General features: G+C 60.2%; 15 protein-coding genes. 12 read left to right on the top strand and 3 right to left on the bottom strand.

The annotated features are described in order from the left end of the window. Window positions 1-344: 344 nt before the first annotated feature. From hemA to AAY24_RS14330, 7 genes are all read left to right on the top strand, one after another. Window positions 345-1,610, top strand: a complete 1,266-nt coding sequence (hemA, locus tag AAY24_RS14360; RefSeq protein ID WP_046860279.1) for a glutamyl-tRNA reductase — start codon at window positions 345-347, stop codon at window positions 1,608-1,610. Then, window positions 1,607-2,683, top strand: a complete 1,077-nt coding sequence (prfA, locus tag AAY24_RS14355; protein ID WP_046860278.1) for a peptide chain release factor 1 — start codon at window positions 1,607-1,609, stop codon at window positions 2,681-2,683. Before hemA ends, prfA begins: the two co-directional genes overlap by 4 nt. Before the next feature lie 14 nt (window positions 2,684-2,697). Beyond that, window positions 2,698-3,558, top strand: a complete 861-nt coding sequence (gene prmC, locus AAY24_RS14350; protein WP_046860277.1) for a peptide chain release factor N(5)-glutamine methyltransferase — start codon at window positions 2,698-2,700, stop codon at window positions 3,556-3,558. A gap of 88 nt (window positions 3,559-3,646) precedes the next feature. Further along, the gene (locus tag AAY24_RS14345; protein ID WP_046860276.1) at window positions 3,647-4,057 is read left to right on the top strand and encodes a hypothetical protein; all 411 of its coding nucleotides are present in this window, start codon (window positions 3,647-3,649) and stop codon (window positions 4,055-4,057) included. Window positions 4,058-4,157: 100 nt separating this feature from the next. Further along, a complete protein-coding gene (locus AAY24_RS14340; protein ID WP_046860275.1) occupies window positions 4,158-4,913 on the top strand; it encodes a HesA/MoeB/ThiF family protein in 756 nt (251 codons plus the stop codon). Then, window positions 4,910-5,521 carry a class I SAM-dependent methyltransferase gene (locus AAY24_RS14335; protein WP_046860274.1) on the top strand — a complete coding sequence of 204 codons (612 nt, stop codon included), beginning with the start codon at window positions 4,910-4,912 and terminating at the stop codon, window positions 5,519-5,521. The genes AAY24_RS14340 and AAY24_RS14335 overlap by 4 nt, the downstream gene beginning before the upstream one ends. Before the next feature lie 166 nt (window positions 5,522-5,687). Continuing rightward, window positions 5,688-6,308 carry an ANTAR domain-containing response regulator gene (locus AAY24_RS14330; RefSeq protein ID WP_046860273.1) on the top strand — a complete coding sequence of 207 codons (621 nt, stop codon included), beginning with the start codon at window positions 5,688-5,690 and terminating at the stop codon, window positions 6,306-6,308. Window positions 6,309-6,394: 86 nt separating this feature from the next. Here AAY24_RS14330 and gatB read toward each other — a convergent pair whose 3' ends face one another. Genes gatB through gatC form a run of 3 tightly spaced genes read right to left on the bottom strand, consistent with a single transcriptional unit; the run spans window position 6,395 to window position 9,649 of the window. After that, window positions 6,395-7,831 carry an Asp-tRNA(Asn)/Glu-tRNA(Gln) amidotransferase subunit GatB gene (gene gatB, locus AAY24_RS14325; protein ID WP_046860272.1) on the bottom strand — a complete coding sequence of 479 codons (1,437 nt, stop codon included), beginning with the start codon at window positions 7,829-7,831 and terminating at the stop codon, window positions 6,395-6,397. A 25-nt stretch (window positions 7,832-7,856) separates the two neighbouring features. Then, window positions 7,857-9,311 (bottom strand): Asp-tRNA(Asn)/Glu-tRNA(Gln) amidotransferase subunit GatA, encoded by a 1,455-nt coding sequence (gene gatA / locus AAY24_RS14320; RefSeq protein WP_046860271.1) that lies wholly within the window; start codon window positions 9,309-9,311, stop codon window positions 7,857-7,859. A 50-nt stretch (window positions 9,312-9,361) separates the two neighbouring features. Then, the gene (gene gatC, locus AAY24_RS14315; protein WP_046860270.1) at window positions 9,362-9,649 is read right to left on the bottom strand and encodes an Asp-tRNA(Asn)/Glu-tRNA(Gln) amidotransferase subunit GatC; all 288 of its coding nucleotides are present in this window, start codon (window positions 9,647-9,649) and stop codon (window positions 9,362-9,364) included. A gap of 339 nt (window positions 9,650-9,988) precedes the next feature. Between gatC and AAY24_RS14310 the strand changes: the two genes are divergently transcribed. From AAY24_RS14310 to rodA, 5 genes are read left to right on the top strand one after another with little or no spacing between them, the layout of a single operon-like run. Then, the gene (locus tag AAY24_RS14310; RefSeq protein WP_046860269.1) at window positions 9,989-11,038 is read left to right on the top strand and encodes a rod shape-determining protein; all 1,050 of its coding nucleotides are present in this window, start codon (window positions 9,989-9,991) and stop codon (window positions 11,036-11,038) included. Between the two features lie 44 nt (window positions 11,039-11,082). Further along, the gene (gene mreC, locus AAY24_RS14305) at window positions 11,083-11,973 is read left to right on the top strand and encodes a rod shape-determining protein MreC (protein ID WP_199930588.1); all 891 of its coding nucleotides are present in this window, start codon (window positions 11,083-11,085) and stop codon (window positions 11,971-11,973) included. Beyond that, window positions 11,970-12,458, top strand: a complete 489-nt coding sequence (gene mreD / locus AAY24_RS14300; RefSeq protein WP_046860268.1) for a rod shape-determining protein MreD — start codon at window positions 11,970-11,972, stop codon at window positions 12,456-12,458. The genes mreC and mreD overlap by 4 nt, the downstream gene beginning before the upstream one ends. Before the next feature lie 4 nt (window positions 12,459-12,462). After that, complete coding sequence (mrdA, locus tag AAY24_RS14295) at window positions 12,463-14,307, top strand: penicillin-binding protein 2 (protein ID WP_046860267.1); 1,845 nt, start codon at window positions 12,463-12,465, stop codon at window positions 14,305-14,307. Next, entirely contained in the window at window positions 14,307-15,443 is a 1,137-nt protein-coding gene (rodA, locus tag AAY24_RS14290) for a rod shape-determining protein RodA (RefSeq protein WP_046860266.1), read from the top strand. Before mrdA ends, rodA begins: the two co-directional genes overlap by 1 nt. The last annotated feature ends 18 nt before the right edge of the window (window positions 15,444-15,461 follow it).

The raw sequence follows: 15,461 nt of genomic DNA, 5'->3' as shown, positions 1-15,461 counted from the left end.
AAACACGTCAGAATGAGTACCCGTTGAAGCGACTGCAACATGAACCTTACACCTGAAAAACGCCCACCAGGGGCCTGTCATAAAGCATAGATGATAACCGGAATCCCCATCAAAGGACGACATCTAACGCCTGTAAAAAATGGCTGACGACTTGTATTTAACCTTTTGATAATACAAAATTTCACTTTCCAAGGTCCGGCACGCGTGAAGTTTAGTGGTAATTACTCCGCTTGTGGTGGCGCCAGCAGGATTATTAATCCCGAATGGCGGCAGTGATCATTGACGGGCTGACAGCACCATTGACGACGAGCTACTGAGACTATCCTGATACGCGACAAGTTCCTATGGCATTGATTACTCTCGGCCTTAACCACAAGACAGCCCCCATTGATATCCGTGAACGGCTCACGTTTGGTCCGGACATCATTGTGGCCGCGCTGCGCAGTCTGACAGAGCAGCCGGAGATTGATGAAGCCGTAATTCTCTCAACCTGCAACCGGACAGAGCTCTACTGCACCCACAACCGTTCCAGTCGGGAGCAGATCTGCAACTGGCTGGGTGAGTTCCACGGCCTGGAGCCGGAGACCATCTCGCCGTTTCTCTATCACCACCAGGATCAGGAGTGTGTGCGCCATCTGCTGAAAGTGGCCAGCGGACTGGACTCCATGGTGCTTGGAGAGCCGCAGATTCTGGGCCAGGTAAAACAGGCCTTCCAGACCGCCAACGACGCCTCAACCAGCGGTAAGTTCCTCGGGCGCCTGTTTCAGCACACTTTCTCGGTCGCCAAGCAGGTGCGCACCGATACCGCCATTGGACACAGTCCGGTCTCGGTGGCCTTCGCCGCGGTCAGCCTGGCCCGGCAGATTTTCAGCGACCTGTCACAGCTGACCGCACTGCTGATCGGCGCCGGCGAAACCATTGAGCTGGCGGCCCGGCATCTGCACCAGCACGGGGTGGGCAGAATTATCGTTGCCAACCGAACCCTGGAGAAAGCCCATCAGCTGGCCGGCCATTTCGACGGCTACGCCATTGGCCTGACCGAGATCCACAACCACCTGGCGGAGGCCGATATCGTCATCTCATCCACCGCCAGCCCGTTACCGGTGGTGGGCAAGGGCACGGTGGAGAGCGCACTGAAAAAGCGCAAACACCAACCTATTTTCATGGTGGATATCGCCGTACCCCGGGATATCGAAAGCGAGGTCAGCGAACTGAACGACGTCTACCTCTACACGGTCGACGACCTCCAGGAAGTAATCCAGGAGAACATGCGTTCCCGTCAGGAAGCGGCGGAGCAGGCGATGGAGATTGTCGACCTGCACGTGGAAGAGTTCATGGGCTGGCTACGCTCACTGGATGCGGTGGGTATGATTCAGGACTATCGCCGCCAGGCCGAACAGATGCGCGATGAGGTACTCGAAAGAGCACTGAAACAGATCCAGTCGGGCAAATCCCCGGAAGAGAGCCTCAGGTTCCTTGCCCACACACTGACCAACAAACTGCTGCACACCCCCAGCACCCAGATAAGACAGGCGGGATTCACCGGTCAGTCTGAACTTCTGGAAGCAGCAAACACCCTATTCCAGATCAACGACAAAACCACTCAATGAAGGCATCCATACGCAGCAAGCTGGATCAGATTGCCGAGCGCTTTGAAGAGATCACCGCCCTGCTGGCGGAGCCGGAAATTCAGAACAATCAAAACCGCTACCGTGAACTGAGCCAGGAGTACGCCCAGCTGGAGCCGGTGGTGGCGTGCTTTGGTCGTTACCGGGCCCTGGAGCACGAAATAGCCACCGCCCGTGAGATGCTGGATGACCCGGAGATGGCTGATCTTGCCAAAGAGGAGCTGGCCGAAGGAGAGCAGCAGTTGCGACAGCTGGAACCCCAACTCCAGTTACTGCTGATCCCACCCGATCCCAACGATGACCGCAACATCTTCCTGGAAGTGCGCGCAGGTACCGGCGGCGCCGAGGCCGCTCTGTTTGCCGGGGATCTGCTGCGCATGTACCTGCGCTACGCCGAACAGATGGGCTGGCAGACTGAAACCATCAGCGAAACAGCAGGCGAACAGGGCGGTTACAAGGAGGTGGTGAGCCGGGTCTCCGGACGCAATGTCTACTCACGCCTGAAATTTGAGTCCGGCACCCACCGGGTCCAGCGGGTACCGGAAACCGAATCCCAGGGCCGGGTCCACACCTCCGCCTGTACCGTTGCGATCCTGCCGGAAGCGGCAGAAGTGGATAATGTGGAGATCAATAGCGGCGACCTGCGCATTGACACCTTCCGCGCATCCGGCGCTGGCGGTCAGCATGTCAACAAAACCGACTCGGCCGTACGCATCACCCATCTGCCCAGCGGTATCGTGGTGGAGTGTCAGGATGAGCGTTCACAACACAAAAACAAGGCCCGGGCCCTTTCCCTGCTACAGGCCAGGCTGCTGGCCGGCATCCAGGAGAAGCAGGCCAGCGAGCAGGCTGAATCCCGCAAGCTGCAGGTGGGCAGTGGCGACCGATCGGAACGGATTCGCACCTACAACTTCCCCCAGAATCGGCTGACTGATCACCGCATCAACCTGACCCTGTATAAACTGGACGAGATCATGGCGGGCGCCCTTGACCAGGTGATCGATCCCCTGATCCAGGAACACCAGGCGGAGCAACTCACCTCCCTGGCCCACTGACCCGGGCCACCCCCATGAGCGACCAGGAACCGTTGACCATCACCACCGCACTGCGGTTGGCCGAACAGGTCGCGCGACTCACTCCGGTGGACGCACAAGTGCTGCTATGCCATGTGCTGCACTGTTCCCGCAGCCACCTTTATGCATGGCCTGAACAGCGCCTGAGCGCTCAACAGGCCAACCAGTTCCACGCCCTGCTTGACCGCCGCGCCCAGGGAGAACCGATAGCCTATCTCACCGGATACCGGGAGTTCTGGTCCCTGAACCTGCGGGTCACCCCGGATACGTTGATTCCCCGTCCCGAAACCGAACTGCTGGTCGAGTGCGCCCTGACCCTGTTGGAACCGGAACGGAATGGCCGGGTGGCCGATCTGGGCACCGGCAGTGGCGCTATTGCCGCCGCTATCGCCAGCGAATGCCCCCGGGCGCAACTGGTCGCCACGGATATTTCCGGCGCCGCACTGGCAGTGGCCAGGGAGAACGTCCAGGCCCACAGGCTGCACAACATCGAGCTGCGCCAAGGCAGCTGGCTGGATGCCCTGAAGCCTTCTGAGCGCTTTGACCTGATTCTCAGTAACCCGCCCTACGTGGCTGAAAACGATCCCCACCTGGAGCAGAATGGGCTGCCCTGGGAACCGCAGAGAGCCTTGACCGCAGGAGCCGACGGTCTGGCTGACATTCGCCGGCTGATCAACGATGCACCACCCCATCTGGAGCCGGAAGGCTGGCTGCTGATCGAGCACGGCTTCGAACAGGGCAGCGCCGTGCGCCAACTCTTTCAGCAGGCAGGCTATCGGGCCATAACCACCCATCAGGATCTGGCCAAACGCGACCGGTTGACCCAGGGCCAGCGCCCGGAGGATGATGTAAGTTAAATCGTCTCATACCCCGACCGGCAGCTTCACATAGAAGTGAGCAGCGGCAACGCTTGATAATTTCTGCACAGCGTTTAGGATCATTAACATGGAAGGCGAAGACAGCGACCTCATCAAACTCCGGGAAATCGTGTTTACGGAGTTGCATCCCGACCCGGCGCAGGCCCAATCGGCAGCCAGCATGCTGGAGGGGATAGACGGTATCCTTGAAGTTCATGCGGAGACCCGACTGCTGCTCAAGGTGCGGTACCATGTGCTGAAGGTCTCCCTGGAACAGATCGAGACTGCCCTGATCGACTGCGGATTCCATCTCAGCAGCAAACTGATCTACAAGGTCGCGCGCGCCCTCTACTACTACACCGAGGAGAATCAACGGGCCAACAATGGCTGCAGCAGCGAAGACCACAACTGCACCCGCAAAATATTCATCAATCGCTACCAGCAAAAGACCCACGGCTGCGCGGATCCCCGGCCCGAGCACTGGCGAAAATATCTGTAGCAGGACACCTACAGCGGCAATTACCCATTCAGGGATCGGAGAGACGGCCGGAGCTGCCGTTTCGTGCTATTCCTGAGCTAACTGAACTGACCTGCAACCTATGAACGACGAACAACTCCTACGCTACAGTCGACAGATCATGCTCCCCAGCATCGGTATCGAGGGGCAAGAGAAGCTGCAGCAATCCCGTGTGGTGATTTTTGGCCTGGGCGGCCTTGGCTCACCGGCGGCCATGTACCTTGCCGCCGCCGGCGTCGGACAGCTGGTACTGGTGGATTTCGACCGGGTGGACCTGACCAATCTACAGCGTCAGATCGCCCATACCAGCGGCAGTATCGGTCAGTTAAAGGTGGATTCGGCACGCCAGACCCTGCGCGCCATCAACCCCGAGTGCCGCATTGAGACCATCTCATCCAGACTTGAGGGGGAGGAGTTGGCCCGGGAGATCCGGCGGGCCGATCTGGTGATCGACGGCACCGATAATTTCACCACCCGTTTCGCCGTGAACGAAGCCTGTGTGCAGAACCGCATACCGCTGGTATCCGGCGCCGCAATCCGCATGGAGGGACAGGTGTCGGTCTTTACCGGTCAACCCGGAGAGCCCTGCTACCGCTGCCTCTATGGCAGTGCCGCGGAGATGGATGAAACCTGCTCTGCCAACGGCGTACTGTCACCCCTGGTGGGTATCATCGGCAGCGTGCAGGCGCTGGAAGCCATTAAGGTACTGACCAGTGCCGGCACCCCGCTGATTGGCCGCCTGCTGCTGCTGGACGCCCTGGAGATGGAGTGGCGCACCCTGACATTGAAAAAGGACCCCGACTGCAAAACCTGCGGAAATGGCAAAAACAATCCATGAGCCCTATAAAAATAACGCCAGAAACCAACGCCTACCTGGATAAACTGCGTGCCGATATCGTGTTCCAGGATACCCTGCGGGGAGAGACGCTTACCTACCACACCACCTGGGGGCTGTTCTCCCCGAAAGGCATTGACGAGGGGAGTCGCCTGCTGCTCGATCACCTGGATGTAAGGGAAGACGATGACACCCTGGATCTGGGGTGTGGCTACGGACCCCTCGGTCTGACCCTGGCCCGCCTGGCTCCCCGGGGGACCAGTGTGCTGGTGGACAAGGATTTTGTCGCTATCGACTACAGCCGCAAAAATGCCAGCATCAACGGCATCAGCAACGCCGAAATCTTCCTCAGTAACGGCTTCACCGAGGTCGGTGACCGGCGTTTTGACCTGATCGTCTCCAACCTGCCGGCCAAGACCGGCAAGGAACTCTATTACCTGTACTTTTATGACGCCCTGGTACGCATGAATCCCGGCGCCCGCTTCTATGTGGTGACGATCAGCGGTTTACGCAAATTTATCCAGAGAGCCTTCATGGAAGTGTTTGGCAACTATAAGAAACTAAAACAGGGCGGCACCTATACTGTAGCTATGGCTACCCTGCCGGAATAGACAACGCTTCATATCGGTCTGTGTGGTACGGCTTGGGCATCCCGGCTTTATCACTTATAATCCTAAATTGCCGTAGATTACCGGCAGGCTGCTCCCTCCCGCGCATCCTGCCGGGGTCTCCCGCGGGGGACGGGGGAATTTAGAGCAGGGTTTATCCAGAGAGACCATGAAGAAAAACAAGATCCTGGTTGCCGACGATGACATGATCACCCTCACCAGCATTACCAGTGGCCTGAGTGATGCAGGCTATCTGGTGGTGTCGGCCCAGGATGGCCGGAGTGCCGTTCAGCTTGGCCTGCGGGAAAAACCGGACCTTGCCCTGCTGGATATTCGCATGCCCGGCATTAGTGGCATTGAGGCGGCACGTGAGCTCAAGGCAGAGGGCGGCATCAGCACCCTGTTTCTCAGCGCTTACTCGGATCACGACATGGTTGAGTCCGCCACCCGCGAGGGAGCGCTGGGCTACCTGGTCAAACCGGTCAACACCCAACAGCTGATCCCGGCGATCGAGGCGGCGCTGAAGCGTGCCCGGGATTTACAGCAGCTGCGGCAGAAAGAGTCTGACCTGCTGGGGGCGATCCACCGCAATCGGGAGATCAGCGTGGCGGTTGGTATCTATATGCAGCGCTTCGACGCCGATGAGCAGAGCGCCTTTGAGGCGATCCGGCGTTATGCCCGCTCCAGAAGCCTGAAACTGGCCACTCTGTCCAGCCAGCTGGTCAATGAGATCGACATCCGGGACGACCTGTTCCGGGAGATTTATCAGTACGACCTGCAGCATCGCTAAATCGCCCGGCACTTCCCTGTGCACACCACCCGGACGCCCGGCAGCTCTACACAGCGTCGCACGGGGTGATTTTGAAAGGGGCGCTGTCAGAGCTTCTTCAGCAGCAGTTCATTGACCTGTTTCGGATTGGCCTTGCCCTTGGACGCCTTCATCACCTGGCCGACAAAGAAACCGAGCATTTTCGGCCGTTTCTTCTCATCCGCATTGCGGTAATTGGCCACCTGATCCGGATTGGCCGCCAGCACCTCATCCACAACCGCCTCAATAGCCCCGCTATCGGTAATCTGTTTCAGACCACGGGCCTCGATGACCTGGTCGGCACTCCCCTCACCGGCCCACATCGCCTCAAACACCTGCTTGGCGATCTTGCCGGAGATGGTCTGATCGACAATGCGTAACAGCATGCCACCCAGATCGGTGGCGCTGACCGGGCTCGCTTCCAGCTCAATCCCGGCTTTGTTCAGGGCGCCCGACAGCTCGCCCATCACCCAGTTGGCAGCCAACTTGGCATCACCCGCCACACCGGCAGCCTGCTCGAAATAGTCTGCCAGCCCTTTGCTGGCGGTCAGCACAGCGGCATCATAGGTGCTCAGGCCGTACTCCTCGGCAAACCGGCGCCGCTTGGCATCCGGCAGCTCCGGCATCTGGGCGCGCACATCTTCAATCAGGTTCGCTTCCAGCTCCACCGGCAACAGATCCGGGTCGGGGAAATAGCGGTAGTCATTGGCCTCCTCCTTGGAGCGCATGGAGCGGGTTTCGTCCTTGTCGGCATCATACAACCGGGTCTCCTGAACCACTTCGCCGCCCGCTTCGATCAGGTCGATCTGGCGTTCCACCTCGATATTGATGGCGCGCTCCAGAAAACGGAACGAATTGAGGTTCTTCAGCTCCGCCCGGGTACCCAGCGGTTCGCCCACGGGCCTGACTGACACATTGGCGTCACAGCGGAACGACCCCTCCTGCATGTTGCCGTCACAGATCCCCAGATACTGGACGATCTGGTGGATCTTTTTGGCATAGGCCACCGCCTCCTTGGCGGAGCGCAGGTCCGGTTCCGAGACTATTTCCAGCAGCGGTGTACCGGCCCGGTTCAGATCCACACCGGTCATGCCGTGAAAATCCTCATGCAGGGACTTGCCGGCATCCTCTTCCAGATGGGCCCGGGTCACCCCGATCGATTTCACCGAACCGTCATCCAGCGCGATCTCCACACTTCCCTGACCCACAATCGGCAGCTCAAACTGGCTGATCTGATAGCCCTTGGGCAGATCCGGGTAGAAGTAGTTTTTCCGTGCAAACACTGAGCGTGGCGCGATCTCAGCCTGGATCGCCACACCGAAGGTGATCGCCATGCGAACCGCTTCCCGGTTCAACACCGGTAATACCCCCGGCATACCCAGATCGACGCTACAGGCCTGGGTGTTCGGGGCCGCGCCGAATGCGGTGGAAGCAGCGGAGAAGATCTTCGATCTGGTGGCCAGCTGGGCATGGATCTCCAGCCCGATTACGGTTTCCCATTGCATATGCTGTCTCTATTCCTGTCTCTTATTACTCAAAACCGGCCGGTGCCGCCAGGTGCCAGTCGGTCGCCTGCTGGAGCTGATGCGCCACATTCAACAGCCGCCCTTCCTGGAAATAGTTACCGATCAGTTGCAGTCCCACCGGCATGCCGTCCACCGGTCTCACCGGCACCGACATACCCGGCAATCCGGCCAGATTGACCGCAATGGTATAGATATCGGACAGATACATGGTGACCGGATCATCCGCTTTCTCGCCGATAGCGAAGGCCGTGGAGGGTGCGGTCGGTCCCATGATCACATCCACCTGCTCAAAGGCGGCCCGGAAGTCATCCGAGATCAGGTGCCGGATCTTCTGGGCTTTCAGGTAGTAGGCGTCGTAGTAGCCGGCGGACAGGGCGTAGGTGCCGATCATGATACGGCGCTTCACCTCGGCCCCGAACCCCTCGCCCCGGGAGCGCTTGTAGAGATCTTCCAGGTCCCGGGGATCACTGCAGCGATAACCGTAACGCACCCCATCGAAGCGCGACAGATTGGAGGAGCATTCGGCCGGCGCCACCACGTAGTAGGTCGGCACCCCAAGCCGGCTATTGGGCAGACTGATCTCCACCAGCTCCGCCCCCAGGCGTCTGTATTCATCCAGCGCCTGCTGAATGGAATCAGCGATCGCTCCCTCCAGCCCGTCGTCAAAATACTCTTTGGGAATACCAATCCGCAACCCCTTCAGATCGTCATTCAGGGTGGCCAGATAATCCGGCACCGGCTGCTCAGCACAGGTGGAGTCACGCTCATCAAATCCGGCCATGGCCTGCAGCAGGATGGCGGCGTCCTCCGCGCTGCGCGCCATGGGCCCACCCTGGTCCAGCGACGAGGCGAAAGCGATCATGCCATAGCGGGATACCCGGCCGTAGGTGGGCTTCAGCCCGGTGATGCCACAGAAAGCGGCCGGCTGGCGAATCGAGCCGCCGGTATCCGTACCGGTGGCCGCCGCACAGAGTCGCGCGGCCACTGCGGCGGCCGAACCGCCGGAGGAGCCGCCGGGTACGCTGCCCGCCTTCCAGGGATTGTGGACCGGCCCGTAGTAACTGGTTTCATTGGATGATCCCATGGCGAACTCATCCATGTTGGCCTTGCCCAGCATCACTGCACCGGCCTGTTTCATCAGGGAGACCACATGGGCATCGTAGGGGGCGATGAAATTGTCCAGCATGCGGGAACCGCAACTGGTTTTTACCCCGTCGGTACAGAAGATGTCCTTGTGCACAATCGGAATGCCCAGCAGCTGGCCCGTTTCGCCGGCCTGAATCCGACTATCCGCCTGCTCCGCCGCCTGCAGCGCCTCCGTCTCACAGACAGTGACCAGACAGTTCAGCGCCGGATTATGGCCGGCAATCCGCTCCAGGTAGGATCGGGTGAGTTCGACGCTGGTGAACTCACCGGCCCGCAGCCCCTGCGCCAACTCGGAAATAGATTTGTTATGCATGCACTCTACCCATCAATTTCTTACACTTGCCCGCGTTGCGGAGACTATACTCACTCTATCACCCGGGGAACCAGGTAGAGTCCATCTTCGGTCAGCGGTGCGATCGACTGGAACTTGTCCCGCTGATCCACCTCCCGCACCTCATCTGCCCGCAGTCGCTGGGCCATGTGCAGTGGATGGGCCATCGGCTCCACCCCGGTGGTGTCCACCGATTCCATCTGCGCCACCAGGTGCAGAATATTTGACAGATCAGAGGTGACTGCATCCAGCTCCTCCTCACTCACGGCAAGACGGGCCAGGTGGGCAATCTTCTCGACATCGGATCTTTCCAGCGACATGATTTCCTCGACAATACAGACGGTTGATCCCGGAGCATGGTAGCAGCGTGATACACTGGGCAACGGCGTAATTCGGGATCAGCGCCCTGCTCGGGCAGATCCTCCTCCGTACCGGTGATCACAACCGGGATGACGCAAGGGGGGGAAATTAACACATTTAACAGCGTGCGTGCAGGTGCATAAATGATAAACAAGCCCCTAAACAGGCATATTTTCCAGCGGATCGCCTTGCCCAATACCCCTGCTGATTGCTAGATTACGTCTTTTTCCCGGGGCATCACGCTGGTAACGGTGCCCTGCAACAACTAACGACACACCTCACGGGATATCAATTTCGCAATGTTCAGACGCATACGCGGGCTTTTCTCCAACGATTTGTCGATCGATCTTGGGACTGCCAATACCCTGATTTACGCACGTGGCCAAGGCATCGTGCTCGACGAACCCTCCGTTGTGGCAATCCGCCAGGACCGGGGCCCGGGCAGCGGCAAATCGGTCGCAGCCGTTGGTGAAGAGGCGAAGCGCATGCTCGGCCGCACCCCCAACAACATCACCGCCATCCGGCCCATGAAAGATGGGGTGATCGCCGACTTCACCGTCACCGAGAAGATGCTGCAGCACTTCATCCACAAGGTACATGAGGCCAAGCTGATCCGCCCCAGCCCCCGGGTGCTGGTGTGCGTCCCCTGCGGCTCCACCCAGGTGGAGCGCCGCGCCATCCGCGAATCGGCCGCCGGCGCCGGCGCCCGTGAGGTCTACCTGATTGAAGAACCCATGTCAGCCGCCATCGGCGCCGGTCTGCCGGTTAACGAAGCACGCGGCTCCATGGTGCTGGATATCGGCGGCGGCACGTCGGAAGTGGCCATCATCTCCCTGAACGGCATCGTCTACTCCAACTCGGTGCGGGTCGGGGGGGACCGCTTTGATGAGGCGATCATCAACTACGTCCGGCGCAACTACGGCACCCTTATTGGTGAAGCGACTGCCGAGCGGATCAAGAAAGAGATTGGCTCCGCCTTCCCCGGCAACGAAGTGAAGGAGATGGAGATCAAGGGCCGTAACCTGGCCGAGGGTATTCCGCGCAGCTTCACCCTGACCAACAACGAGATATTGGAAGCGATGCAGGAACCGCTCTCCGGCATCGTCGGCGCGGTCAAGGCGGCCCTGGAACAGACGCCGCCGGAACTGGGCGCCGATGTGGCTGAGTGCGGCATCGTCCTGACCGGCGGTGGCGCCCTGTTGAAAGATATCGACCGACTGCTGGAAGAGGAGACCGGGCTGCCGGTGCTCATCGCCGAGGACCCGCTGACCTGTGTTGCCCGCGGTGGCGGCCGGGCTCTCGAGATGCTGGATGAGCGCGGCGGAGAATTTCTGTTCGCACTGGAGTAATCTGCCGTCAGGCACCGATCAGGAAGCAGAGAGGCTGATCCCCTATTAAGCCGATCTTTACACAAGGTCCGTCTATCCGTATCCGCGTTTTGCTGGCCGTGGTGGTTTCGCTCGCCCTGATGATTGTGGATCATCGCCAGCATCACCTGGAAGCGGTCCGCTCACTCCTTTCCACCATCACCTACCCACTGCAGTACGTCGCCAACATGCCCATTGCGGTGGGCTACTGGGCATCAGAGGCGTTCGCCACCCGGGCACGCCTGCAGGAGGAGAACCGGGAACTGCATCGGGAGAACCTGCTGCTGCAGGGACGCCAGCAGAAGCTGGCGGCGCTGGAAGCGGAAAACATGCGCCTGCGCGACCTGCTCGACTCATCGTTCAAACTCGGCGACCGGGTACTGATTGCGGAGCTGATCGCCGTCGACATGGACCCCTACCGGCAGCTGGTACTGCTCAACAAGGGCTCCAGCTCCGGCATCTACAAGGGTCAGCCGGTGCTGCATGCCAATGCCGTCATGGGCCAGGTGGTGCATGTCAACCGCTTCACGGCCTCGGTTCTGATGATCACCGACGCAAGCCATGCCCTGCCGATTCAGGTGAACCGCAACGGCCTGCGTACTGTGGCGATCGGCACCGGGCGCAATGATGAGCTGGAACTGCCCAATCTGCCGAACAATGCCGATATAGAGGTGGGCGACCTGCTGGTCACCTCGGGACTGGGGGGACGTTTCCCCGCCGGTTACCCGGTGGCCACCGTCACCTCGATCCGGCGTGAGCCCGGCGAACCGTTTGCCCTGATCAAGGCCCAACCCAGCGCCCATCTGGAACGGGCCCGGGAAGCACTGCTGGTGTGGACACTCTCCCCACCCGGCCAGGACGAAGCGGAACCGCAGCACGACCAGACCGACGCAGAGATGCCGGGGGAAGAGCCATGACCCTGACGCCGAGAAGCGGTACCACCGTCATCATTGTCACTTTCTGTATCGCCCTGCTACTGACTATCCTGCCGTTGCCGGACTGGGCCCAGATGCTGCGCCCCCAGTGGTACACGCTGGTATTGATCTACTGGACCATGGCCCTGCCGCAGCGGGTTGGCGTGGGGGTCGGCTGGCTGGTGGGTATCGTGGTGGATGTGCTGTCCGGCACCCTGCTGGGACAGCATGCCCTGCCACTGGCACTGATCGCCTATATCACCTTCGAGCTGCATCAGCGCATCCGCCTGTTCCCGCTCTGGCAGCAGTCCCTCACCATCCTGGTACTGCTGTTGCTGGAGAAGTTGCTCTCCTTCTGGGTCATTGGCGCCGTGGGTCAGCCCACACCGCCGCTCAGCTACTGGACGCCACCGCTGGTGGGCATGCTGCTGTGGCCCTGGATCTTCATTGTGCTGCGGGATCTGCGCCGTAAGTTCCAGGTCAGCTGAGGCCATGTACCAGACCACCCTGAAAGATTATCTGCGCGAGAGCCGTCTGTTCCGGGCACGGGCCATCAGCGCCAGCCTGATCATCCTGCTGCTGTTACTGCTTCTGCTGCTGCGCCTGGCCCAGTTGCAGATTATCGATCACACCCACTTCACCACCCTGTCCCGGGACAACCGGGTGAAGGTGGAACCGCTGCCGCCGACCCGTGGTCTGATCTACGACCGCAACGGCGTCATCCTGGCTCAGAACATACCCACACACAGCCTGGAGATCATCCCCGAGCGGGTCAAGGATCTGGAGTGGACGTTACGGGAGCTGGGCAAGATCATCACCATCAGCGACAACGACCGAAAGCGTTTCAAACGGCTGAAGAGTCATCAGCGCCGGTTTGAGAGCATCCCGATTCGTGTTCAGCTTACCGACGAGGAGGTGGCGCGCTTCGCTGTTAACCGCCACCTTTTCCCGGGGGTGGATATCCGTGCCAAACTGCTCCGGCAGTATCCTCTCAAGGACGTGACGGCACACATCCTCGGTTACGTCGGCCGGATCAACAAAAAGGAGTTGCAGACCATTGACAACTCCAGCTACTCCGGCACCACCCATATCGGTAAAAACGGTATTGAGAAATATTATGAGGAGACGCTGCACGGCCAGGTGGGGCTGCAACAGGTGGAGACCAACGCCCTGGGCCGGGTGATCCGCATACTGGAAAGCACGCCGCCGGTGCCGGGGGCCGACCTGCACCTGACCCTGGACTCATCCCTGCAGCGGGTGGCCATGGATGCGTTTGGCGAGGAGAACGGCGCGGCGGTGGCCATCGACCCGCAGACCGGGGATATTCTGGCCATGGTCAGCAAGCCGGGCTTCGATCCCAACCTGTTCGTGGAGGGGATCTCCTCCAAGGAGTACAACGCCCTGCAGAACTCCGACGCCAAACCGCTGTTTAATCGGGCCATCCGGGGGCAGTATCCCCCCGGCTCCACGGTAAAACCCTTCATCGGTCTGGGCGGACTGGAGAACGGCGTCATCACCGCCACGCAGAAAAAGTACTGCCCCGGCTTTTACCAGCTGCCGAACCATACCCACAAATACCGTGACTGGAAAAAAGGCGGCCACGGGGCGGTGGACCTGTATGACAGCATCATCCAGTCCTGCGATGTCTATTACTACGACCTGGCCCACCAGATGGGCATCGACATGCTGGCGGACTATCTGGCCCCGTTCGGGTTCGGCCAGAAGACCGGCGTCGACATCACCGGGGAACTGGGCGGACTGCTCCCATCCCGGGAGTGGAAACAGCGCAACAGGAAGCAGCCCTGGTACCCGGGCGAAACCCTCATTACCGGTATCGGCCAGGGTTACTTCCTGACCACGCCCCTGCAACTGGCCAGCGCCACCGCCACTCTGGCCAGCCGTGGCACCCGTCTACGCCCGCGCCTGGTCAAGTCGATCCAGTTCAACGGTGAGCCGACGCCGAAAGAGCAGCCAATCCACGAGCAGTTGCAGATTGTCCGGCAATCGGAGGAGCACTGGGACGATATTTTCGAGGCGATGGTGCAGGTGGTGGAGGGGCCACGGGGAACCGCCCGCCGCATCCGCAGCGAGCAGTACCAGATCGCCGGCAAAACCGGCACGGCGCAGGTATTCACCATTAAGCAGGAAGAGACTTACGACGAGGAGAAACTGGATAAGAAAATGTACGATCACGCTCTGTTTGTCTCCTTCGCGCCCGCCGAGGCGCCCCGCATCGCGGTTGCGGTGATCGTGGAGAACGGCAGCCACGGCGGCTCGGTGGCAGCACCCATCGCCAAGACTATCATGGATCACTACCTGCTCCCGGGATCAAACTGATGGCCCATTACAAACCGAGTGGCCTGCCGGAATCCAACCCGACCCGTGCCGAGGGTCTGCTGGCCGATCTTCATCTGGACCTGCCCCTGCTGACCGGGCTGATTCTGCTGTGCGGATTCGGCCTGCTGGTGCTGTACAGCGCCAGCGGCCAGGACATGGCGATTATCGAGCGCCAGGTGATCCGGCTGGGGATCGCCTTTGCCGTGATGATTGCCGTCGCCCAGGTACCGCCCACCACGCTGCGCCGCTGGGCGCCCTGGCTGTTTGGCGCCGGCATTCTGATGCTGATCGCGGTGCTGGTGGTCGGCCAGGTGGGTAAGGGGGCACAACGCTGGCTAAATCTGGGGCTGTTCCGTTTTCAACCATCCGAACTGGTCAAACTGGCGGTGCCCATGATGATCGCCTGGTTCCTGGCCGAGAAATCCCTGCCACCCCGCTGGAACCGGCTGATGATTGCCGGCGTGATGATCCTGGTTCCGGTACTGCTGATCGCGCGACAACCGGACCTCGGCACCTCCCTGCTGGTGGCCAGCGCAGGCATCTTTGTACTGTTTCTGGCCGGACTCAGCTGGCGTTTTATTGGCGGCATGATTATCACCGCCATCCCCATCTCCTGGGTACTGTGGGAGTGGGGCATGCGGGACTACCAGCGCAACCGGGTGCTGACCTTCCTGAATCCGGAGCGGGATCCGCTCGGCACCGGCTACCATATCATTCAGTCCAAGATCGCTATCGGCTCCGGCGGACTGTACGGCAAGGGCTGGCTGAACGGCACCCAGTCCTATCTGGACTTCCTGCCGGAGGGCACCACCGATTTTATCTTCGCGGTGCTGGCGGAAGAGTTCGGTTTCATCGGCATACTGCTGTTACTGACACTCTACCTGGTGATTATCCTGCGCGGCCTCTATATCGCCGCCCAGGCCCAGGACACCTTCAGCCGCCTGCTCGGCGGGGCCGTTACCATGGTCTTTTTCGTCTACCTGTTTGTGAACACCGGCATGGTCAGCGGGATTCTGCCGGTGGTCGGTGTGCCGCTCCCCCTGATCAGCTATGGCGGCACATCACTGGTGACCATCATGGCCGGGTTCGGTATCCTGATGTCCATACATACCCATCGCAAGCTGCTGCCGACATGATCGGCAGCCACGGAACAA

Origin of the sequence: Sedimenticola thiotaurini (assembly GCF_001007875.1) — a bacterium.
GTDB classification, from domain to species: Bacteria; Pseudomonadota; Gammaproteobacteria; order Chromatiales; family Chromatiaceae; genus Sedimenticola; species Sedimenticola thiotaurini.
Note: the sequence above shows the minus strand (reverse complement) of the source record. Positions and strands in the feature narration are given on the sequence as shown.